Source organism: Vibrio sp. QJM3NY_35 (genome assembly GCF_057785915.1).
The window spans coordinates 1,526,192-1,546,000 of record NZ_CM173507.1; the positions used below are offsets into that span (position 1 = coordinate 1,526,192).

The window sequence follows — 19,809 nt, forward strand, 5'->3', positions numbered from 1 at the left end:
CTTGTCTGCAAAGATGGTAAAGAGTTACGGAAGCCGCGATTTTTTCTCTATCGGACAAGTTGAAACCAGCACTCATGAACTAAGTAAACGCCAGCAACAAATCGCATTGTCTTTGTTTGCGGCTCCACAAGATTTAGATGTTGAATTGGTTCCCATTATCCAGCTGTTACGCAATGATGTGTCTAATGACTTCTTCGGCGGCGAGAATTACACACCGCGCGCGATGTGCTCAACCTCTTGGGTGGAAGCGGCTTGGAAGGGCGGTCGTATGGACGACGACATGTCACATCGCATGGGCATGCATAGCCGCTATTAAATCTTTTCTCACCATTTAACATCCTGTATATCCCCTAAGCGGCTTAATCATCAAGCCGCTTTTTTATTCACTTTGAATAATGTTGCGCCAATCAAGACGGAATACTGAGATCCAATAATTCGAAGCAACATCATCTATCTACAACGCTTTTGTTTGAGTTGTGTGACTCTGATTCCTATCAATATAAAACCCGCTGTTATTGATAAAATTGACGTATATATTTTTCGTTGTTCTTTAAGTCAGAAACTATAAACCTTCGAATTACAGTGCTGGTTGGTTAGTAACCAATTGGTTTTGTGTTTAGGGTAAAGTAATAGAGAGTGGGAAAGTGACAACAATAAATAATAATATTCTAAAAGTAGCAGTAGGTATGGCTATGCTATCGAGCGTGCCGTCAGTGGCAAACGCTCATGGTTGGTCTGAATTTCCAAGCGCACGTCAGAACACGTGTTACGAGCAAGGCGGAATTTGGTCGGGTACACCACCGAATGCGGCGTGTGCTCAAGCGAAAGATATTTCTGGCTCGTACCCGTTTGTTCAACGTAACGAATACGCAAAAAACATTCAGGATTTCAACAACATCAACGCAGTGAAAGCAGCGATTCCTGATGGCACGCTATGTTATGCCAACGATTCGCAAAAGCGCGGTATGGGTGCGCCTCATACTGGCTGGACGCGTACCGAGCTAAGTACAGGTACGTTTGAATATGTATTCAACGCGACTGCACCACACAATCCTTCATTTTGGGAGTTCTACCTAACGAAACCAAACGCAGACTTGAGCAAAGGCCTAGCGTGGGGGGACTTAGATCTTATCCAAGAAGTGGGGAATGTACCTGTAAGCGGTGGCAAATACCGTATCAACGTGACGATTCCTTCAGACCGCTCTGGCGACGCAATCTTATACGTACGTTGGCAACGTGACGATGCCGCGGGTGAAGGCTTCTACAACTGTTCTGACATCACTATCGCGGGTGGTACAACCCCTCCACCAGAGCCAGGTCCTGAGCCTGATCTAGTCCGTGGCGACCTGTTTGTTTCTGACCAGTTTGGTACGCCAGAAATTGGTGACACCGTTAAGTACGACATCATCAACAAGTATGGTGAAATCGCACGTAGCTTCGACATTGTGATCGATGCGAGCAACGTGAACGATTGGGCTCGTCTGCTAGCTTCTGAAATCAACGGTTGGCACGAAGAGTTTAAAGACGGTGCGATCTTCATCGGTGACTGGCATGCCGAAATGGAGCACTACATGTACTTCCAAAACGATCCGTCACGTAACTTCTTTAACTCAAAAGATAGCCGTGCTTCAGGCCAGTTAACGTTGATTGAAGGTGGCGACGGTGGTGTTGAGCCGTTGAAAGGCGACATCTACGAATTAGTGAAGAGTGACAATGTCGTTAATGCTGGCGACAAAGTTGTGATTGCAACGAGCGAAGCAGCAAACCTAACTCAGACTCAAGGCTCTGCCGTTAGCATTCAGAACAACGGAACGGCTTCAATTGTTGTTGATACGACTGCGATTACAGCGAACGAAACTTTGTCGTTCATTGCTAGCTCTATTGAAAGCGAAAGTGTTGAAACCTTCACATTCGAAGTAATCGCTGATGACGGTGGCGTAACACCAGACCCAGATCCAACGCCGGATCCTGATCCGACTCCTGACCCAGACCCTACGCCAGACCCAGGCACTTGGGATTCATCAGCGACTTACCTTGGCGGTGAAGTAGTGACTTACTCGAACCAGTCATGGAAAGCGCAATGGTGGGTTCAAGGTGGTACAAACCCTAAAGCGACCTACGAAAATGACAAATGGGGCGTTTGGCGTCCAGTGCACTAGTCGCAACGCTTGAACTCGTTTGTTCGTTTTGACTAACCAATGGAATTAATAATCATGACACCACGCTTACATATGAGTGTGGTGTTTTTTTTGTTAAAGGAAGTAATCCCTCTAATGAAATAGGTTTGATTATGCTTAAGTCAGTTTGCTATGAGGTGGGGCACAGGTTTTAGGCCTGTCTTTGTTACCTCTTAGATATGGAGCTCTTCGCTTTTATCATCAAAACAACACTCGTATTGATCCGGAGCGGTAAAATAGGCTTCGTCGTTGTTAGCGTAGGTGGGAATCGCAGAAAACAAAACGATACTGATCGCTGCAGCGATATTAATGACTTTGTTACGTTGATGAGTCATTTTCATAGTAGTGCTCTCGAAAGTTGGGCAAATCCATCTGCCTATGAGAATTGAATCTGAGATGTTTAGAAGTCGTAAGACAAACCAAGTGTGATGATGCTGTCGTTGTCGATCGGGCCCATCGATTGGCCGTTCAAGTAAAGGTCACCTTCGTTGGTGTTGAAATAGGTGTATTTCACGTAGGGTGTCCAATCGTCGATGCTCTTAGAGAGAACGACTTCGTGTTCGTTGGTACGGTAGTCACCTTGATGAAAATAGACATTGTCACCGTCATGGGTAAACCCGCCATTGGATCCATCACTGTTTTCGTGAGTGTATTGATAAGCTAAATCCCAGCCTTCGAGTGAGTACCCCGCACCGGCGATGAACTTATTGGTGTTGACCGTAGTGTCGCTTACATTCTCGAGTACTTGCCCTGACTGGTTATATCCCAATCCACTGAATACATTGAAGTTGTCGTTCACTTGATAATCGATAATACCTTCGATTAATAACTCTTCACCGTTGTCCCATTTACCAAGTTCACCGTATAAGTTGAACGTGAAAGATTCGCTGATGTGAAAATCGTGCCCGTAACCCGCTGCCAACCAACCCTGGTCATCAAAACCTATATAGACTTGTCCATTTTCTGAGGTATCGATTAATGCGCCAGCTTCTGTGGTGTAGACACCGTTATCAGCAGCATTAGAGGCAACGTTTTGTTCGATGTAAACTTGAGTCGAAGTCGCAAACGCTGCGCTGCTGAGTAACGTAAGTGGTAGAGCAATAAGGTTAAGCTTTTTCATGGATTCTCCAGTGTCGTTCTATTGAATTAACTTGCTGGAGAGTATGTGATTAAACGGAATTTATATTAATGGGGTTAACTTTAGTTAAAACCTCAGTTTCATTTATGTTTTCTTAATGCCGATTTGATTGCTTCGCGGGTTTTGATGTGTTGCTCGTCATTAGCATAGCGGCGGTGATAAAGCATTCGAAACGTGATCGGTCTTAATTTGATGGGGATCGGGTGAACGCGTAAGCCAAGCGCAGGTGCGAGCATTTCTGCAAAAGAACGAGTAGAAGCGGCGATATAATCTGTCGTGCTTGCCAAAATCAGCATGCTTGAAATTGAACTGGTTTCAATTCTGACTTTTCTCGGCTCGATATCGCTCTCTGATAAAAACTCGACTGTGTTCATGTTAGCGCGTTTGATCTTGAGCGCAATATGCTCCTCTTGGAAATACTCTTCTTTACTTAGTTTCTCACCAATTCGAGGGTGGTTGATTCGAGTCAGACACACGGGCTCCTCATCGACGATGGTTTCTTCAATCAATGAGTGTTTCTTACTAGAAAGTACATCAATGACGATATCCACTTTTTGTGCAGTAAGCGCATCAAACAGTTCTTCTTCTTCGAGCGGCGCTTCCGTGAAGCTTACGCCTTCAACCTGGCTAACGAAATGAAGCAAGCTCTCTGTGCAATAGACCTTCAGGTCATTCTTTTGCTGCTCAACCGTTCCAATGATGTTCAATGGGTCTTCTACCTTATTAGCGAGTGATACCGCTGCTCCAGTGGGCGCGATACCTCGTCCTTCTCTCACAAATAAAGCCTTGCCCACGACACCTTCGAGTCTCTTAATCGCCGCGCTTACCGCGGGTTGAGAAATATCGAGCTGCTCTGATGCCACGGTGATAGAGCTGTGTTTGTAAACGGCCAAAAATGTCGTCAGTAGATTAAGGTCCAAATTCAGTTCCCTCTATTCTTATTGCCACTCATCCAGATCATTGTGGGGTCGTTGTTAACTCATAAATGAAATGGAGGTTTTAAGTAAATTTTACACTATATATCAAGGTTCTGTTTATTAATAAACTTGTTTGCATCGGAGTGAGGAAGGAACTTCATTCATTTACTAAATACTCAGACCGATAGGTGAAACTATGAGAACTTTCGCAAAATTATCAATCATCTCTACAGCAATGATCATCACGACAACCGCTTTTGCTGCTGACCCAATGATGCAATACAACACCAAGCAGACTAACTCTGATATTCAAAAACTCGAGAAATTTGAATATCACGAGGGTGAAACTCTTGAAGAGTATCTGAGCACTCAACCTAAGGGGAACTTGTACTCTTCAGAAGAAGAAGTGCTTTCTGTGTTAATGGGCGGTGTAAACAATGGTGACTATCGCAAAGAAACCAATTCAGGTTGGAAAGAAGGCCTGATGTTTGAGGGCATTGCACCTTATGGCGATCACATGGTGTCGGGTGCCAACTGGTTCCCACGCACTGAAGAAGTTCAACCGGATGAAATGCGTGTTACGTTCATGGGAACATCACCAATGATTCGCCCGGGGCAGGCAAACACCTCGATATACGTAGAACTGGGTAACGGCTCTAACTTTGTCTTTGATTTAGGTGAAGGATCAATTGCGAACTACGTAGCGGCGGGTGTCGCGATGAATGAACTCGACCATATCTTCATTACTCACTTACACGTAGACCATTACGGCTCGTTACCTTACCTGTATCAATTTGGTGGTTGGAATGGTCGCTGGGAAAAGCCGCTTAACATTTATGGTCCGAGTGGTGCGACTCCAGAATATGGCACTCGTCATATGATTGAAGGCATGCAGCAAATGTTGAACTGGCACACCGATGCATTTGATGTGTTCCCATCAGGCAACGACATAGTGGTACACGAGTTTGATTTCCGCGACGACGGTGGCGTTATCTATGACCAAGACAATGTGGAAGTGATTCACTGGCGACGCAGTCACGCAAAAGATGGCGCGTCTGGTTACCGCTTGAATTGGACTCAAGATGACGGTCGAGTGCTTTCGTTTGTTTGGACAGGAGACGGTCGCCCAACCGAGTTGGATTTGAAATATGCGAAAGGTGCAGATTTGTTCATTACTGAGCTGCAAACCGAAACGTTTGGTGTGTCTTCGATTATTCAAGGTGTGCCGCCATTCTTAGCACGTTACACCGTTGATACTCACCATACACCAGCGTACGCGGCGGGTTATGTGGCGAATGAAGTACAACCGCGCTTGTTCATGACAACGCACATGACATTCGACCCATATCTCAATGAGGAAACCGTTGCAGAGGTTCGCCACCATTGGCAAGGGCCTTACCACTTCGGTGCGCCAGATGGCATTGTCGTTAACATGACTAAAGATAACGCGTGGGTTCGTGAAGGTATTTTACCTGATTTCCCGAATGCGCGAGCGCCGCAATTTGATATGGCAGATGGGTCTGATTTTAGAATTCCATTACCGAAAAACAGCCGTGAAGACATACAAGAACAAGAGATTCGTGATTTAGAGTTGGATCCAAAACTGTACTACCCAGAAGGCTACCATCCAGAGCTGTTAACTGAGTGGCCAGTCGACCGTGACATCGTGATCCCAGCTGAACAAGTACCAGAAGCAATGAAGCAAGGTATGAACACCAAGCAAGAATACATGGATAGAGTGCGTGCTCACCACAACCTTGAGCGCAAGTCGGTAAGTCGTCCAACTGAGCCTGGTGAAGGAGCAGGAACAGACAACAAATAGGGTATTTGTAGTGAGGGCTGATATTGCCCTCACATCCTAAAAACTTAGGAAACAGGTCATTCTCTTACTCAATCATAAAAATCATTGCTAGCAACATCTTTGCTTAGAATATCTGGAGTTCATTATGAAAAAATCAACTTTAGCGGTCGTTATCCTTTCTTTAGTGGCAGGTTCTGTTTTCGCTAACGGGCAATCAAATGCGCATAACTATCAACCTGGTGCAACGAATAACTCAGAACGTTTAGCGGACATTGATCCCAACTACGAACTGACCTTACCTTCAGAAAAAGAAGGCTACACCATGTATGACAACCAATCGATGTCAGATGGGGGGACCTACACAACGTATGTCAAACCGAATCCTTCCGATGCAATGCATGTTGCCGATGAAGGCTCGCTAAAAATAACGCATGGAGAAGGTGGTGTCATTATGACGGAATACACCACAAAGAATGGGCAACACACGTTTTCAGTAATGTGCGGCTACACCTCGGGTCCTTCATTCTGGGCTGATGGAAAACCCGCGAAGGTATGTGAAGAGGCGCAAGCACTAGCGGTTGCATTGGAAGCAAAAGGTGAATGGGAGGTGAAGCCAATGACTTACACCATCGCACCAGCAAGAATCGTAGTTGATAAGTGATTTTTGTCTACAGAACGCTCGTTATATCGAGCCTCGTTATCCAATCATATTGATTATTTGTAGTGAGATGAAGAGGGGGCTCAGGCTGAAATATTCCTGACGCTCCCATCCGCTTATCTCACCAGAAGTTAAGGCAAGCAACTAGTCAAATTGTTCTCTCAAATTTAGAAGGTCTATCCATGAATAACACTAGTAAATTACTGGCTATCGCATGTGTTTTACTTACTCCAATGCTTGTAGCCGCTGCTGAACATAATCACAGTCACAATCATTTCAACCCTGCACTAGAACAACTTGGCGACGACATTATTGGTCTAACCGTGTGTTACAAAAATGGTCATCTCTCTGATGAAAACCAAGAACCTGCTTTTATGAACCTTATCAACCACGCCAATGTTGAAGGAGAGGAGTTAGGGATGTTCTACATGGACAAATTGGGCTCTAAAGCCGAGCAAATCATGAGTGATGATGAGGCTCGACGTTTATGGACTGAAGATTATTGTGCTGATTTGACTGATACCTATTTGGACTCAGACAAGTTAGCTCAAAGAGCAAATGAACATCAAGGTCATTCCCACGGACACGATCATGGTCATCACCATAATCATGACCACCATGGACATGGCGATTTAACACCTGAGGTACTTGAGCAAGATATTGAGAGAGGGCGCTTACTTAGTATCAACTAAGTCCCATAAAATAAGTCCATCTAACCTATTGTTAAATATTTACTATTTGTTAATGTGTTTAGGTGCACATTGAGGATGTGTTTCATATTTAGCGAAGAAATATTAGGAGTTGCGATGAGTATTATAGTGAGACGGTCTGAACCGTCAGATGCAAAGGGAATCAAAGAAGTTTACGAATGCACTAATGCTTATACCGGTACGCTGCAACTCCCAAATCCATCTCTGGAAAGCTGGCAAAAGCGAATCTCTAATATGCCTGACAACGTGTACTCGTATGTCGCGATGATCGATGATGAGATTGTTGGTAACTTGGGAATGGAAGTGTGTGTGAACCCAAGAAGACGACATGTGGCTTCATTTGGTATGGGTGTTAAGGACGATGTGCTAGGCAAAGGTGTCGGTAGCCAACTGCTCGCAACAGCAATCGACTTGTGTGATAACTGGATTAACATCAAAAGAATGGAGTTAACGGTGTACACCGATAACGAAAGAGCGATTAGCTTGTATAAGAAGTTTGGTTTCGTGATTGAAGGAGAGTCCGCAGGGTTCGCTTTCAGAAATGGCGAATATGTGGCGGCTTATCATATGGCGCGACTGGTATAGCATTCAGTTGCAATTGACACCCGGCTACAATTAACACACAGCTGCAATTTACACAGTTAGAATTTACGGACAGATAATAAAACGCCACGTTATTTAAACGTGGCGTTTGCTATTCAAGTTAGCTGAAGCTTTTAACCGCTTCAGTCTTAACTTTACTTAAGCTGTAAGAGGCTCAAGGTTCGCAGGACGGTAGTGTACCGATTTCAGTACTTTACCTTGGCGAACGGTTTTGCCTTCAGATACGAAATCTTCCGCACACTTTGCAATGATGTATTCGCCTTTCTGAACAGCCATCAGTTTGATGTTTTGCTCAGCGTAGAAAGCTTCAGTTTCTGCGTATTCTGTTTCGTTACGACATACTTTGCTCATGTTGCTTGAGTGTACTTCGTCCCAGCAAGGCAGAAAGTCGATTGAACGGTTTTTAGAAACATTCAACAGAAGGTCAATCAGGTAGCTGATTGCTAGATTGTCTTCAACCTTAGCTTGACCAAGGTGAACCAGACGCCCCATCAAAACATAAACGCTGTCTACAATAGCGTCCGCTTGTTCGATTTTTGAGTCAGCTTCTGCAAGTTCTGTTAGTTCTTCGATCGCTAGAGAGGTATGTAGCGTATCGCCTTTTTCGTCCATTGTTTCAGGAGCAGCAACAGGCAGATCAAAAGTACTGCGGAACTCTTCAATATCGCGGTAAAGGTGGTCGTAGATTTCTTGGCTTAGTTGAGAAAGGTTCATTTTCCTATCCATTCTGTTTCGTTAATGGATTATTTTACCAAAGCTAGGAATAGGGTGCTAACGCAAAGTCGAAGAAGTCGACTTTTATTCATAGGACCAATGAGGTACTTTGCATATAAACCAATTGATTATTGTGTTTTTTTACCCTTTACTCTTCTTAATATACCAAATATTAATGTTGCCACTAACTTTGGCTGCAGTGGGGTCCCAGCTATGAACCAAGCTAGTGAAAGTGAAATTGTTATACGCCGCTTGTATCAAATCACCAATGATTATCGAAAGGGCTTCGAGAGTCAGATCGCTCAGCTGCTTATCATGGGGCTCGAACGCTTTAATTTGGATATTGGTATTTTATCTAAAGTCGATGGTAATTCTTATTTAGTCGAGCACTGTGTTACGCCAGAAGGGGTTGAACTCAACACTGGCGACACCTTCGATTATCGTTCGACCTATTGCGAAATTACCTGTAAATCGATTGGCCCTATCTGCATTGAGCATTGTGGCAAACACGATAAGTATGCGACGCATCCCGCTTACCAGTCTTTTGGTTTAGAGTCTTATATTGGCATCCCGATTTTCGTTAATGACGAGCTTTATGGCACCTTAAACTTTTCAAGCCCAGCACCCTATCATCGCGAGTTCAAAGAGTTCGATGTCGACGTGATGAGGCTAATGGCCTCATGGATCGAAGTGGAACTGGTTAGAAGACAACAAGAACGAAAACTCAAAGAGCTCAATGAGAAGTTAGAGTACCAAGCTATGTACGATCCTTTGACACATTTGCCAAATAGACGTTGCTTGTTTAAAACGTTGAATGCGGAAGTCGAGCAGTTAAAAGGCTCTTTAGGAAAGGGAACCTTGGCGGTTGTCGACATCGACTTCTTTAAACAGGTTAACGACATTTACGGTCACCAAATGGGCGATGTTGTATTAAAGAAAGTGGCGAGCGTGCTGAACAATAACACTCAAAAGGGTGAGTTTGTGGCGCGTTTTGGCGGTGAAGAGTTCATTCTTTGGTATCCAAATAAAACACCAAGTTATGTTGAAGATAAGTTCATGACTCTTTTGCAAGAGATGAAGAAAATCACACTGGATCGAAAGCCTGTCACTATATCAATTGGTGCGTGTCATTTTGAGTTGAGTACAGGGGATACCAAAGGGGAAAGGATGTCGGCGTTAGATAAACTGATCAAGGTTGCCGATGAATGTCTGTACATTGCGAAACAAAATGGACGAGATCAGTTCATTTCTCGTCCATATCATCAAGAGCGCTCAGGAATATGAGCCATCTTGTTAGCGATTAACTGAACAGGTAAGGGAACAGTTTACGGCGTTCTTCTGGCGTTAAGGATTCAACTCTCGCGATGTTGGTATCAGGAATCGCTTCAGGGTTAGGGTAGTGCTTCAACACTTTTTCCATACTCGCTTCACGAATCAAATGGTAAACCGGATACGGAGAGCGGTTAGTCAGATTTTCATCGTCTTCTGGATCCGCACCACCAAAACAATAATCTGGGTGGAAGGTTGCTACTTGGTAAACGCCTTCCCAATCTTCTTGCTTGATCAGCGCTTCAATCCAATCAATGAACATGTTGTAGTCGAAAAAATCTTGCAGCATGTTAGGCACAACCACCAAAGTCGTCTCTAACTCGGCGACAGGCGTGTTATCTAACTCTACGAAATGCGTCATGATATCATTCAACAACGCTTCTTCCGTATTTGCTTCACTCACAAAGATCTTAATCTGTTTATTACGTTGTGGCTTGGCTGCGAATGGACACAGGTTTAGGCCAATAACGACATCGTCTAACCACTGTTTTACTTGGTCGTGGATGGTTTGAAGATCTGTGCTTTGAGTGTTCGACATAACAGGTTCCGAAATGAAATTTTGCGTAGGATATCAGAACGGACGTTAATCAAAAGCAATAATTGAGTTACAAATTCAGTCTTAGTTATGCTTGTGCGAGTTTGGAAGTCGATACTTGTAGCTGTTTCAACTGGTAGACCCAAGAAAATATCGCGACATAGAAGATCGAGCTGCCTGCAATCACGCCATTCCAACCGAATAGTTGCCAGCAATATAGGAGTAAGAAGCCACCTAAACTGCCGCCGATGTAGTAGTGGACTAAGTAAAGTGCCGTTGCTGTCGCTTTGGCGCTCGGTGCTTTTTGACTCACCCAAGAGTAGGCAAGGGTGTGGGAAAAGAACGCACCGCCACTAATCAATAACAAGCCAGCTAACATGAACGGGACTTTATCGACCGCAGAAACCAGCATTCCAATTAAGCTAACGCACACGCCCATCAATATACCGTTTAACGGATCAAAACGAAGTGTCCATTTGTTGGAGAGCTTAGAGCTTACCGTACCGGCCAAGTAACATAAGAATATAAGCGAAGCTAAACCAACGGGCACCGAGTGAGGCGCAGATACGAGCCTAAAGCCCATTACCGAATAGAGGTTAACGAACAGTGCGAAGTTAGCACCACCAATCAGCATAGCGAGCCACAGTGTGCGGTTTTTTAAGTGCATCACTACCGAGCGGTTATGGTGAAAGAACAGCCCTTTCTGTGGTTTGAAGTTTTGTTGGTCAGGCAGGCTATACGCAATATAGAGTGCGCCAAGCAAAGAGCCGACAACGAAAAACAAAACCGTTGCGTGCCAATCGAAATAATCCGTAATCAAGCCACCCAATACACGCCCGAAAATACCACCTAATGAGTTTGCCGCAATATAACCGCCTATCGCGACTGCGAATGCTTTCGGTGATAATTCTTCGACCATATAGGCAACCGCCACGCCTGCAAAAGCAGCGACCGCTATTCCCATGAATGCTCGTGCAATAACAAGCTGTAGTAGGGTGGTCGTGAACACCATGCTCAGCCCAATTAGTGGGATAGCAAATAAGCTGAACAGAATGATGGGTTTTCGCCCAAAGGTTTCAGAAGCGATCGCCCACGGCACCAAACTGATGGAAAGCCCAAGTGTTGTCGCGGCAAACAGCCAGTTGATCTGAGTTTCCGAAACTTGGAAGTGCTCCGCCATGTGCGGCAAGATTGGCTGAAAGAGGTAAAGGTTACAGAAAATGATAAACGAGCCAATCGCCAATGATTGGGTGATGCGTTTGTATTGAGGACTGCCTTTATCAAACATTTACGTTGTGCCTGCACGAGTTAGTAAGCTATTTGTGAACAAGTTATCAGCACAAGTGTGATTAAAGAAATATATTAAAAATATCACCTCTATATATTTAATATATCGTCATGCTTGAATCAAAACCACTTCGACATTTTCTGGCTGTTGCGCAGTTTGGTAACTTCACTCAGGCCGCCAAAGCGCTGCATATCGCTCAGCCTGCATTGAGTATTTCTATTAAAAAACTCGAACAGACGCTTGAGTTGATTCTGTTTCGTCGAGGCGATAAATCCGTCACTTTAACGGAGGAGGGCAAAGTACTGTTTGAGCATGCGAAGCGAATCGCCCAGCAGTTCGATGATGCTCAGCTCGCGATGAATGAGCTAAAGGGGCTAGAGAAAGGAGAGGTTCGTTTAGGCGCTCCAAGCATGATGGGGAGCTACTTTTTCCCCCAAGTCGTGATGGCATTTAAAAGCCAATACCCAAACCTAAAGTTGACCTTGATTGATGCTGGCACCGCTTCTATTCGTGAAATGTTGTTAAACGGCGAACTCGATATTGGCGTAATCAACCATGAAAACGTGCCTGATGATCTTGAAACTGACCACCTGTTAAGCTCAGAAATGTTAGCCGTAGTTGGCAAAGATCACCCACTGGCCACGCAACCATCCATCACCTTTGAAGAATTTTTTGCTCAAGAGCTGATCATGTTCAAATCGGGTTACTTCCACCGTGATTTTATCGATGCGACTTGTAAGAAGTACAACCTAGACATGACAATCGCATTCGAAACCAACTTGCTCCCGATGATTCTATCTATTGTAAAACGAGAGTTCGCCATTACCGCACTACTCAGCTTAGTGACAGAGTACGAGAAAGATGTTGTCGGCGTGCCATTTAAAGACCCTGTGAAACTGAACCTATCTTTGGCGTGGAGAAAGGAAGGGTATCTGTCCAAGGCAGACCGAACCTTTATTGATTTCGTTAAACAGTATGTGTGATTAATCTTTAACGTTCAAAATAAGGGGTAAATTGAACTAACATCACGCTTTGCACGTTATTTTGCGTATTGAATCACAAAATGAGAACCAATCATTAAGGGGTTATAATTTACTAATAAAGCTCAGTATTCAATAATAGTCATACTTAATGGTATGGTGTTCTTAGGTTATGAAATGTGAGTGTAAGCAGCAAAAGTTGGTCAGGATACACAGAACGTTTATGGATCGTTTCTTTGGTATTAAAGGTAGGTACCAATGTGTGAATTGCGGTATGGTTTTCAAAATCAAAGGCTGATGCGATGCAATTCTTGTGCTTTAGTAAAGGTAAAAAAACAAAGCCCGAGTATCCTAGATTGGATATTCGGGCTTTGTTGTATAGAAGTATTACTGGCTCAGAGCACGTTAAGTGTTCTTTGAGTTGTACATCTTATCGAAGTTCTTTTGATTCCAACCGACCATCACTTGATCGCCGATCTTAAGCACGGGGATAGAACGAGCACCCATCGCTTGCAATTCTTTACGACCACGCTGCATCTTTGCATTCGTCAGGCGATAAACAATTTTCTTAGAGTCTAAATACCTTTGAGCATCTTTACAGTGCGGGCATTTGTCTGCGACGTACAATACAACACGTTTCATTTTTACAATCTCTTTTTGAGTCTAGCTCTTGGTGAATCTCGCTAAAGTGTAACGAATCCTAGGTGATTAGAAAAGTGTGATCAGTTACACTATGCGGCTCAATTTTCAAGACCACAACGTATTGTCGTGGTGTAACTTGTACGGTCTTTCAGCATGCATCCTTCTTTACGCTATATTCAAGGCTATCCTAAGCACATTCTTGATCCTGTTACTCAACTTGTAGAGTCGGGTAAATTGGTGCCTTGGTTTGAAGCTCGCTACCCAAAGAATCATGAAATCAAAAGCGAGAAAGCCCTGTTTGACTATGCGATTGAGATAAAAAATCGCTACATGAAAAAAACACCACCGATCAGCAAAGTGATTTACGACGGCAAGATACACCTAATCAACAATGCGTTAGGTCTGCATTCTTACGTAGCTAAGAATCACGGTGGAAAGATCAAATCAAAGAATGAAATTCGTATCGCCAGTGTTTTTAAAAATGCACCAGAACCTTTGCTAAGAATGCTGGTGGTACACGAACTGGCGCATATCAAAGAGAAAGAGCACGACAAAGCCTTTTACCAACTATGCTGTCACATGGAACCGGAATATCATCAACTTGAGTTGGATGCCCGTTTATTCATGATGTATTTAGATTTAAAGAAGTAGCCCAATGAGCCAATCACAAAATAGAACGACGCTAAGCCTGTCGAAAAACAGTACTTCATCAGCAAAAACAAAAGACAACCAAGCTGATGTTAAGCTAAGTACAGCTAAGCCAAGCAGCGACAAGCGTATTTCTACCAAGAAAACATCTGATAAAAGTCGCAAGAATAGTGCACCTAAAGGCGCGGGCAATAACAAAGCAAAACGACCTTTTGCAAAAGACAGCAAAGGCAAACCGGGTGCAAATAAAGGATCATCTAATAAGGGTTCTTTCAATAAAACGGCTTTTAACAAGAACGCAGCTCAGAAAAGACGCTCGGCTGAAAAACCTCAAGGTGGATTACACCCAAGAAACCAGCACACTGGTCGTTATGACTTCGAGTTGTTGGTTGCAGCCTTGCCCGAGCTAAAAGAGCATCTGATCAAGAACCCAGTGGGTGAAGACACCATTAATTTCTCTGATCCATTAGCCGTTAAGCTACTTAACAAAGCTTTGTTGGCGCATCACTATGGCGTTAAACATTGGGATATTCCTGCTGGTTACTTGTGTCCGCCAATTCCTGGCCGTGCAGACTACATTCACAGAGTAGCCGACATCCTTAATAGCGATGGTCAAGGCGAACCCTATAATCATGCTTCTGTGAAAGCATTAGATATTGGTGTTGGTGCAAACTGTATCTATCCAATTATTGGTGCGACAGAGTATAAGTGGCGCTGCACGGGAACTGATGTTGATTCAATCTCCATCAAAACAGCGAACTTCATTGCTGAAAGTAACCCTAATCTAAAAGGTAAGATCCGAGCTCGCCTGCAAGCCGACTCTGAATCTATCTTTAAGGGTGTGATTAAGGATAATGAACGTTACGATGTCACTATTTGTAACCCTCCATTCCACAGCTCTCTTGAAGAGGCTGAAAGGGGGTCACAACGTAAACTGGATAATCTAGCGGCTAACCGTGCTAAGAAAGCCGGTCAGTCGTTCAAGCCAGAAACGAATAAGAAGCCAGTTAAGTTAGATAAATCAACTAAGCACGATAAACCAACCCTAAACTTTGGTGGTCAAAAAGCCGAGCTTTGGTGTCCAGGTGGTGAAGCCGCTTTCATTATGAAGATGGCGAGAGAGAGTCAACTTTTTGCTACTCAAGTCTTGTGGTTTACGACATTGATTTCTAAGAAAGACAACGTCGATATGGTTCGTTCAGAGTTGGGTAAGCTACGAGCTAAACAAGTAAAAGTCGTCGAGATGTCACAAGGCCAGAAGGTGAGTCGCTTTATCGCATGGACCTTTATGGACGACGAGCAAAGACAAGAGTGGATTGCGCTTAAATAGCGGCTGTACTTAGTTAAGATATTAAGCAGAAATACGGACGGGCTTGTTGTTAACGCAACAAGCCCGTTTTTTTGTGTTTTGCATATAAGCTAAGCAGAAAGCAACTCATCTAACTTGCTCTGATATTTCTGCTCTAGAGCTTTGTTGCCTGCTTTATTTTCGAGATCGACCAAGATTTTAAGCGATGGAATTTGATAGCCATAACGCTGGTGGAATTTAAATAAACGGAGTCGAGCGTCATTGTAATCGGCGTCACTCACTTCAATTTTTGATAATTGTAGTATCGATTTTACGCGGTTTGGATCGTGGTCAATCGCTCTGCTGAAGTAGTACTTCGCTTGATCTGTATTGCCAGCCTTAAATGCACAAAATGCGGCGTTTTCATAACTTGCAGACACCAAGTAGTAGTAGGGTTGGTCGATGGCACGATTAAAGTACTTATCGGCTTGTTCGTATTCGCCTTGTTTACACAAGAAGGTACCGTAGTTGTTCAATACATTACCGTTTCTTGAATCAAGACTGAGAGCTTTGCGGTAAGTGGTTCTCGCTTCGTCTACTTCGCCCACTTTTTCGTAGTAATGCGCCATTGAAAGCCGAGCACGGTAGTAGTTAGGTGCGTGTTTAATTGCGAGCTCAAGATTTTCACGCGCTCTTACCATGTTGCCTTGTCCCATATAGCCCAAACCTAATTCGATTCGAGATTCAGACATCGCGATAGGATCACTTTCAATCTTTGGCGGTCCTTCAGTGACAGAGACGCAACCGGCCAAGGAAAGCGAGGCGAGTAGTACTACACTTGATAACGAAAGGCGGCGGGATAACGAAATCGGATTTGAGAATGACGGCTTGGCAGGCATGTGAAGCTCCTTATGAACACCAACCCATCATATGAAATCAAACCCATTAAAGTGGTAAATCTATTATGGAATGCGACCCACACACCATAAAAAACCGCGTCCAATTCGTCGTTTTATCAACAACATACTGAACACGGCTTTATGTGTTTTTGAATCGGAAGAAAGAACTTAATCGTCTTTGGTAAAGTTGTCTTCGCTGAAGTGATCCAGATCGTAAGGCGTTTGTTGGTAAACGCAGTAGTTTAGCCAATTTGAGAACAGCAAGTGTCCATGGCTTCGCCAGCTTGCAACCGGTTTGTTGTCTGGATTGTTGTTTGGGTAGTAATTAATTGGAATCACAGGCTCCATGCCTTCACCCAAATCACGAATGTATTCGTTGTGAAGCGTATGAGCATCGTATTCAGGGTGACCTGTTACAAACACGTTTCGCTTGTCTTTGGTTGCCGCCAGATACACACCCGCCACGTCTGAAGTCGCAAGTACATCAAGGTCGGTGTGCTCTGCTAGATACTCTGGTGAGAAGTCCGCATAGCGAGAGTGCGGAGCTAAGAATGTATCGTCGAAGCCACGTAAAATAGGGTGGTATGGGTTATGTATCTCGTGGTTGTAAACACCAGACAGCTTTTCTTTACGAGTGCGTTTTGGCAAATCATACAGTAATTTCAAGCCAGCCTGAGCCGCCCAACACACGTATAGAGTTGAAGTAACGTGCTTGTTAGCCCACTCCATGATGGTTTTCAGGTGATCCCAATAGATAACATCTTCAAATTGAACCAAGCCCAACGGAGCACCAGTGATGATCAGTCCATCAAAGTTACGGTTTTTTACCATCTCAAATTGGCGGTAAAAGTTATCTAAGTGTTCAGTTGGTGTGTTTTTACTTGGTCGATCATCAATGCGTAACAGCTCTACATCCACTTGCAATGGGCTGTTCGATAGTAGGCGTAAGAATTGAGTTTCAGTTTCAATCTTCTTCGGCATTAGGTTGAGGATCAAGACTCGAAGTGGACGAATTTCCTGTGTCGATGCTCTTGATAGCGGCATAACAAAGATGTTTTCTTCACGAAGAACATCGGACGCTGGCAATTGGTCTGGAATGCGAATAGGCAAAGCTTTCTCCCTAAGCTAGATATGTAGACGTCTATACATCTAAATCTATAGTAGTTTAATACGCTTGTCGATATACAAAATGGATAGTTGTAAATTATTTGTGTTTTTTTATCAGAAGCAACACATCGATTTTTAAGGCATATCATCACGTTGTTTGTCGATTCGGGTAATGCTTGGAGAGTTGTATAAGTGGGTAGGATAGGAGCAGTTTTCAGAGCACCCCGTTATTAATTAAGATAAACTCATGTTTTCAAATTAGCCTGTAAAGTGATTGATGAAGTTAATACTCATTCGAGGGCTGCCCGGTTCGGGTAAGTCCACAAAAGCGAAAACCTACGATGCATTGCATGTCGAGGCGGACATGTATTATGTGAATGAACAAGGTGAGTACCGTTTCGATCCTAGGCAGTTGCAGCAGGCTCATGAGTGGTGTCAGAACACGGCTGAAAATGGTTTGAAGCAAGGTCTGGATGTTGTGGTCTCAAATACCTTCATCAAACAGTGGGAAATGAAAGCCTATCGCCAGCTTGCACTTAAATACAAAGCGGACTTGGTTATTGAAGTGTGCCGAGAGCAATATGGCACTATTCACGACATTGAACCTTCAGTGATTAAGCGAATGGCGAAAGATTGGCAAGAATAGCCTCGTACATGTGTGACTTAACGGCAAATAGCATTAAATTAATAGAACAACTCCAAGGTAACGATTCAAATGGCAAAGCGCTCTGTTGTGGTCGACATGACTTCTTATGGTATCTACTCCACATGGGATTCTAAATCTAAAGATCTTCCAAAAATCAAAGAATTTACCACAACGGTTGATGCTGAAATTGACGTTGAGTTTGGCTATATCCTGAATATCAAAAAAGCCAAAGGCGAAAAGATCCGTTACTGCATCTACCACCCGAACATTACCACCGACAAAGGCGAAGTACTTGAACCGTTCGATGGTGAAGAATACGTTGGCAATAACGACTGGGATTTCTACCTCGGTGACACCATCTGGGCGCCTGTCTCGAACAAGCTCGGTAAATGGCGCATGACAGTCGAACTAAAAGGCAACATCATTGCCGACAAGACGTTTGACCTAGTAGCAAAAGATGAAGGACAGTTTTGGAAGCGTAGGGGTTTCTAGGCTCGAGCCTTCAGCTAAGTTCAAGCAAAAAAAAGCCGAGTCACATGTGGACTCGGCTTTTTGATATGAGCTAAATGGCTTTCACCATCTAGCTCACAAGTAAGATTATTGTGTTACGTAAGCCACAACAAACTCAGTGATAGCGACCATGTCTTTCACTGCGATGTACTCTTCAGTGGTGTGAACTTTTGCCATACCTGTCGATAGGTTAACCGTAGTTAAACCTTTCGCATTGAAGTTGTTTGCATCACTACCGCCGCCAGTGCGTTTAGTGTTAGCCGTTACGCCAAGCTTTTCGAATGCCGATTTGATCGAAAGAATATGCGGGTGATCATCTGCAATAACGAACGCATCGTAAGCACGAGTTGATTCGATTTCTACTTCAGCACCGAATTGCTTCGCACTTTCTTCGAAAGTCGAGATCATGTGCTCAACTTGTGCCGTTAGCTTTTCGCCGTTTAGAGAACGCGCTTCAGCAACCACTTTAAGCTCTGGCATTACGATGTTAGTCGCTTGACCGCCTTCAACAATACCCACGTTTGCTGTTGTTTCTTCATCGATACGGAGCAGGTTCATCTTAGTGATAGCGTCTGCTGCCACTTGAATCGCGCTGATGCCTTCTTCTGGTGCTAAACCAGCGTGAGCAGGGCGACCTTTGATCTTCGCAACGATTTTCTGTTGGCCGGGTGCTGCATTTACGATAGTGCCGATCGGGCCGCCTGTATCTAGTACAATTGCGTGCTCAGATTGGATGTAAGACATATCGAAGTTCAAAGAACCGAATAGACCGCCTTCTTCGAATACGGTGAATGCGATTTCAATCGTTTTGTGTGCTTGGCCTTCAGCTTGAATTACGCGAACCGCTTCCATGATAGCCGCAATACCAGATTTATCGTCACCGCCTAGGATTGTGTTGCCTTTTGAGCGGATGATGCCGTCTTCGATGATTGGCTCAATGCCGATACCTGGGGTTACTGTGTCCATGTGGCAGCTGAATACTGTGCTACCTGGAAGTGTGCCATCTAAACGCGCGTAGATGTTGAAACCGTTCGATACTTCTTCTGGAACAGCCAGTTTATGTACGTCAAAGCCTAGTTCGCCTAGCTGTTCAGCCAACGCTTCAGCAATCGCTTTTTCGTTGCGTGATTCACTATCGATTTTCACAAGATCGCAGAAATGGTCGACAAGACGTTGTTCATTAATTTGGGTCATTGTTAATTCTCATTATGGTTCCGCT

Annotated in this window: 22 protein-coding genes; 12 read left to right on the forward strand and 10 right to left on the reverse strand. The window is 44.0% G+C overall.

Annotated elements, in window-relative coordinates:
* Nucleotide 1 precedes the first annotated feature (1 nt).
* Both AC3CH3_RS06925 and AC3CH3_RS06930 read left to right on the forward strand, forming a co-directional pair.
* Entirely contained in the window at nucleotides 2-316 is a 315-nt protein-coding gene (locus AC3CH3_RS06925) for a DUF6559 family protein (RefSeq protein WP_488538047.1), read from the forward strand.
* A 370-nt stretch (nucleotides 317-686) separates the two neighbouring features.
* Entirely contained in the window at nucleotides 687-2,159 is a 1,473-nt protein-coding gene (locus tag AC3CH3_RS06930; RefSeq protein WP_488538162.1) for a lytic polysaccharide monooxygenase, read from the forward strand.
* 191 nt (nucleotides 2,160-2,350) lie between these two features.
* Here the strand turns inward: AC3CH3_RS06930 and AC3CH3_RS06935 are convergent, their stop codons facing one another.
* The 3 genes from AC3CH3_RS06935 to AC3CH3_RS06945 form a co-directional block, all read right to left on the reverse strand.
* Nucleotides 2,351-2,518, reverse strand: a complete 168-nt coding sequence (locus AC3CH3_RS06935; RefSeq protein WP_488538184.1) for a hypothetical protein — start codon at nucleotides 2,516-2,518, stop codon at nucleotides 2,351-2,353.
* A gap of 59 nt (nucleotides 2,519-2,577) precedes the next feature.
* Nucleotides 2,578-3,297, reverse strand: a complete 720-nt coding sequence (locus AC3CH3_RS06940) for a hypothetical protein (RefSeq protein WP_488538048.1) — start codon at nucleotides 3,295-3,297, stop codon at nucleotides 2,578-2,580.
* A gap of 98 nt (nucleotides 3,298-3,395) precedes the next feature.
* A complete protein-coding gene (locus AC3CH3_RS06945; protein ID WP_488538049.1) occupies nucleotides 3,396-4,235 on the reverse strand; it encodes a LysR family transcriptional regulator in 840 nt (279 codons plus the stop codon).
* A 193-nt stretch (nucleotides 4,236-4,428) separates the two neighbouring features.
* Here AC3CH3_RS06945 and gntH point away from each other — a divergent pair, with 193 nt between their 5' ends.
* The 4 genes from gntH (at nucleotide 4,429) to AC3CH3_RS06965 (ending at nucleotide 7,986) form a co-directional block, all read left to right on the forward strand.
* Nucleotides 4,429-6,054: a guanitoxin biosynthesis MBL fold metallo-hydrolase GntH gene (gntH, locus tag AC3CH3_RS06950; protein ID WP_017068281.1), complete on the forward strand. Its 1,626-nt coding sequence runs from the start codon at nucleotides 4,429-4,431 to the stop codon at nucleotides 6,052-6,054.
* A 124-nt stretch (nucleotides 6,055-6,178) separates the two neighbouring features.
* Nucleotides 6,179-6,694 (forward strand): hypothetical protein, encoded by a 516-nt coding sequence (locus AC3CH3_RS06955; RefSeq protein WP_488538050.1) that lies wholly within the window; start codon nucleotides 6,179-6,181, stop codon nucleotides 6,692-6,694.
* A gap of 179 nt (nucleotides 6,695-6,873) precedes the next feature.
* Nucleotides 6,874-7,383, forward strand: a complete 510-nt coding sequence (locus tag AC3CH3_RS06960) for a hypothetical protein (RefSeq protein WP_488538051.1) — start codon at nucleotides 6,874-6,876, stop codon at nucleotides 7,381-7,383.
* Nucleotides 7,384-7,497: 114 nt separating this feature from the next.
* A complete protein-coding gene (locus AC3CH3_RS06965) occupies nucleotides 7,498-7,986 on the forward strand; it encodes a GNAT family N-acetyltransferase (RefSeq protein WP_017068284.1) in 489 nt (162 codons plus the stop codon).
* A gap of 156 nt (nucleotides 7,987-8,142) precedes the next feature.
* Here AC3CH3_RS06965 and AC3CH3_RS06970 read toward each other — a convergent pair whose 3' ends face one another.
* On the reverse strand, nucleotides 8,143-8,718 hold the full coding sequence (locus AC3CH3_RS06970; protein ID WP_017059167.1) for a nucleoside triphosphate pyrophosphohydrolase family protein: 576 nt from the start codon (nucleotides 8,716-8,718) through the stop codon (nucleotides 8,143-8,145).
* 213 nt (nucleotides 8,719-8,931) lie between these two features.
* Between AC3CH3_RS06970 and AC3CH3_RS06975 the strand changes: the two genes are divergently transcribed.
* On the forward strand, nucleotides 8,932-10,002 hold the full coding sequence (locus tag AC3CH3_RS06975; protein WP_488538052.1) for a sensor domain-containing diguanylate cyclase: 1,071 nt from the start codon (nucleotides 8,932-8,934) through the stop codon (nucleotides 10,000-10,002).
* 16 nt (nucleotides 10,003-10,018) lie between these two features.
* Here AC3CH3_RS06975 and AC3CH3_RS06980 read toward each other — a convergent pair whose 3' ends face one another.
* A complete protein-coding gene (locus AC3CH3_RS06980; protein ID WP_446565484.1) occupies nucleotides 10,019-10,585 on the reverse strand; it encodes a DUF1415 domain-containing protein in 567 nt (188 codons plus the stop codon).
* Between the two features lie 85 nt (nucleotides 10,586-10,670).
* The gene (locus AC3CH3_RS06985; RefSeq protein ID WP_488538053.1) at nucleotides 10,671-11,870 is read right to left on the reverse strand and encodes an MFS transporter; all 1,200 of its coding nucleotides are present in this window, start codon (nucleotides 11,868-11,870) and stop codon (nucleotides 10,671-10,673) included.
* 110 nt (nucleotides 11,871-11,980) lie between these two features.
* Here AC3CH3_RS06985 and AC3CH3_RS06990 point away from each other — a divergent pair, with 110 nt between their 5' ends.
* A complete protein-coding gene (locus tag AC3CH3_RS06990) occupies nucleotides 11,981-12,853 on the forward strand; it encodes a LysR family transcriptional regulator (protein ID WP_019824112.1) in 873 nt (290 codons plus the stop codon).
* 402 nt (nucleotides 12,854-13,255) lie between these two features.
* On the opposite strand, the gene AC3CH3_RS06995 is transcribed toward AC3CH3_RS06990, so the two are convergent.
* On the reverse strand, nucleotides 13,256-13,492 hold the full coding sequence (locus AC3CH3_RS06995) for a glutaredoxin family protein (RefSeq protein ID WP_016786183.1): 237 nt from the start codon (nucleotides 13,490-13,492) through the stop codon (nucleotides 13,256-13,258).
* A 153-nt stretch (nucleotides 13,493-13,645) separates the two neighbouring features.
* Here AC3CH3_RS06995 and AC3CH3_RS07000 point away from each other — a divergent pair, with 153 nt between their 5' ends.
* Nucleotides 13,646-14,143 (forward strand): YgjP-like metallopeptidase domain-containing protein, encoded by a 498-nt coding sequence (locus AC3CH3_RS07000; protein WP_004734935.1) that lies wholly within the window; start codon nucleotides 13,646-13,648, stop codon nucleotides 14,141-14,143.
* A 4-nt stretch (nucleotides 14,144-14,147) separates the two neighbouring features.
* Nucleotides 14,148-15,470: a 23S rRNA (adenine(1618)-N(6))-methyltransferase RlmF gene (gene rlmF / locus AC3CH3_RS07005; protein ID WP_488538054.1), complete on the forward strand. Its 1,323-nt coding sequence runs from the start codon at nucleotides 14,148-14,150 to the stop codon at nucleotides 15,468-15,470.
* An 89-nt stretch (nucleotides 15,471-15,559) separates the two neighbouring features.
* Here rlmF and pilW read toward each other — a convergent pair whose 3' ends face one another.
* Entirely contained in the window at nucleotides 15,560-16,327 is a 768-nt protein-coding gene (pilW, locus tag AC3CH3_RS07010) for a type IV pilus biogenesis/stability protein PilW (protein WP_488538055.1), read from the reverse strand.
* A gap of 168 nt (nucleotides 16,328-16,495) precedes the next feature.
* Nucleotides 16,496-17,437 (reverse strand): homoserine O-succinyltransferase MetA, encoded by a 942-nt coding sequence (gene metA, locus AC3CH3_RS07015; RefSeq protein WP_488538056.1) that lies wholly within the window; start codon nucleotides 17,435-17,437, stop codon nucleotides 16,496-16,498.
* A gap of 274 nt (nucleotides 17,438-17,711) precedes the next feature.
* On the opposite strand from metA, the gene AC3CH3_RS07020 reads away from it, so the two are divergent.
* Both AC3CH3_RS07020 and AC3CH3_RS07025 read left to right on the forward strand, forming a co-directional pair.
* Nucleotides 17,712-18,080, forward strand: coding sequence for an ATP-binding protein (locus AC3CH3_RS07020; RefSeq protein WP_019824119.1), 369 nt, complete (start codon nucleotides 17,712-17,714; stop codon nucleotides 18,078-18,080).
* A 69-nt stretch (nucleotides 18,081-18,149) separates the two neighbouring features.
* A complete protein-coding gene (locus AC3CH3_RS07025) occupies nucleotides 18,150-18,572 on the forward strand; it encodes a DUF3859 domain-containing protein (protein ID WP_488538057.1) in 423 nt (140 codons plus the stop codon).
* 105 nt (nucleotides 18,573-18,677) lie between these two features.
* Here AC3CH3_RS07025 and AC3CH3_RS07030 read toward each other — a convergent pair whose 3' ends face one another.
* Nucleotides 18,678-19,784, reverse strand: coding sequence for a M20/M25/M40 family metallo-hydrolase (locus tag AC3CH3_RS07030; protein WP_019824125.1), 1,107 nt, complete (start codon nucleotides 19,782-19,784; stop codon nucleotides 18,678-18,680).
* Nucleotides 19,785-19,809: the final 25 nt, after the last annotated feature.

Bases quoted from the DNA above. Each gene is read 5' to 3' on its own strand.
- pilW (WP_488538055.1), bottom strand. From the start codon at position 16,327: ATGCCTGCCAAGCCGTCATTCTCAAATCCGATTTCGTTATCCCGCCGC.
- AC3CH3_RS06930 (WP_488538162.1), top strand. From the start codon at position 687: ATGGCTATGCTATCGAGCGTGCCGTCAGTGGCAAACGCTCATGGTTGG.
- AC3CH3_RS07020 (WP_019824119.1), top strand. From the start codon at position 17,712: ATGAAGTTAATACTCATTCGAGGGCTGCCCGGTTCGGGTAAGTCCACA.
- AC3CH3_RS07025 (WP_488538057.1), top strand. From the start codon at position 18,150: ATGGCAAAGCGCTCTGTTGTGGTCGACATGACTTCTTATGGTATCTAC.
- gntH (WP_017068281.1), top strand. From the start codon at position 4,429: ATGAGAACTTTCGCAAAATTATCAATCATCTCTACAGCAATGATCATC.
- AC3CH3_RS06990 (WP_019824112.1), top strand. From the start codon at position 11,981: ATGCTTGAATCAAAACCACTTCGACATTTTCTGGCTGTTGCGCAGTTT.
- AC3CH3_RS06940 (WP_488538048.1), bottom strand. From the start codon at position 3,297: ATGAAAAAGCTTAACCTTATTGCTCTACCACTTACGTTACTCAGCAGC.
- AC3CH3_RS06965 (WP_017068284.1), top strand. From the start codon at position 7,498: ATGAGTATTATAGTGAGACGGTCTGAACCGTCAGATGCAAAGGGAATC.
- AC3CH3_RS06935 (WP_488538184.1), bottom strand. From the start codon at position 2,518: ATGAAAATGACTCATCAACGTAACAAAGTCATTAATATCGCTGCAGCG.
- AC3CH3_RS06955 (WP_488538050.1), top strand. From the start codon at position 6,179: ATGAAAAAATCAACTTTAGCGGTCGTTATCCTTTCTTTAGTGGCAGGT.
- AC3CH3_RS06995 (WP_016786183.1), bottom strand. From the start codon at position 13,492: ATGAAACGTGTTGTATTGTACGTCGCAGACAAATGCCCGCACTGTAAA.
- AC3CH3_RS07030 (WP_019824125.1), bottom strand. From the start codon at position 19,784: ATGACCCAAATTAATGAACAACGTCTTGTCGACCATTTCTGCGATCTT.
- AC3CH3_RS06960 (WP_488538051.1), top strand. From the start codon at position 6,874: ATGAATAACACTAGTAAATTACTGGCTATCGCATGTGTTTTACTTACT.
- AC3CH3_RS06980 (WP_446565484.1), bottom strand. From the start codon at position 10,585: ATGTCGAACACTCAAAGCACAGATCTTCAAACCATCCACGACCAAGTA.
- AC3CH3_RS07000 (WP_004734935.1), top strand. From the start codon at position 13,646: ATGCATCCTTCTTTACGCTATATTCAAGGCTATCCTAAGCACATTCTT.
- AC3CH3_RS06975 (WP_488538052.1), top strand. From the start codon at position 8,932: ATGAACCAAGCTAGTGAAAGTGAAATTGTTATACGCCGCTTGTATCAA.
- AC3CH3_RS06970 (WP_017059167.1), bottom strand. From the start codon at position 8,718: ATGAACCTTTCTCAACTAAGCCAAGAAATCTACGACCACCTTTACCGC.
- rlmF (WP_488538054.1), top strand. From the start codon at position 14,148: ATGAGCCAATCACAAAATAGAACGACGCTAAGCCTGTCGAAAAACAGT.
- AC3CH3_RS06985 (WP_488538053.1), bottom strand. From the start codon at position 11,870: ATGTTTGATAAAGGCAGTCCTCAATACAAACGCATCACCCAATCATTG.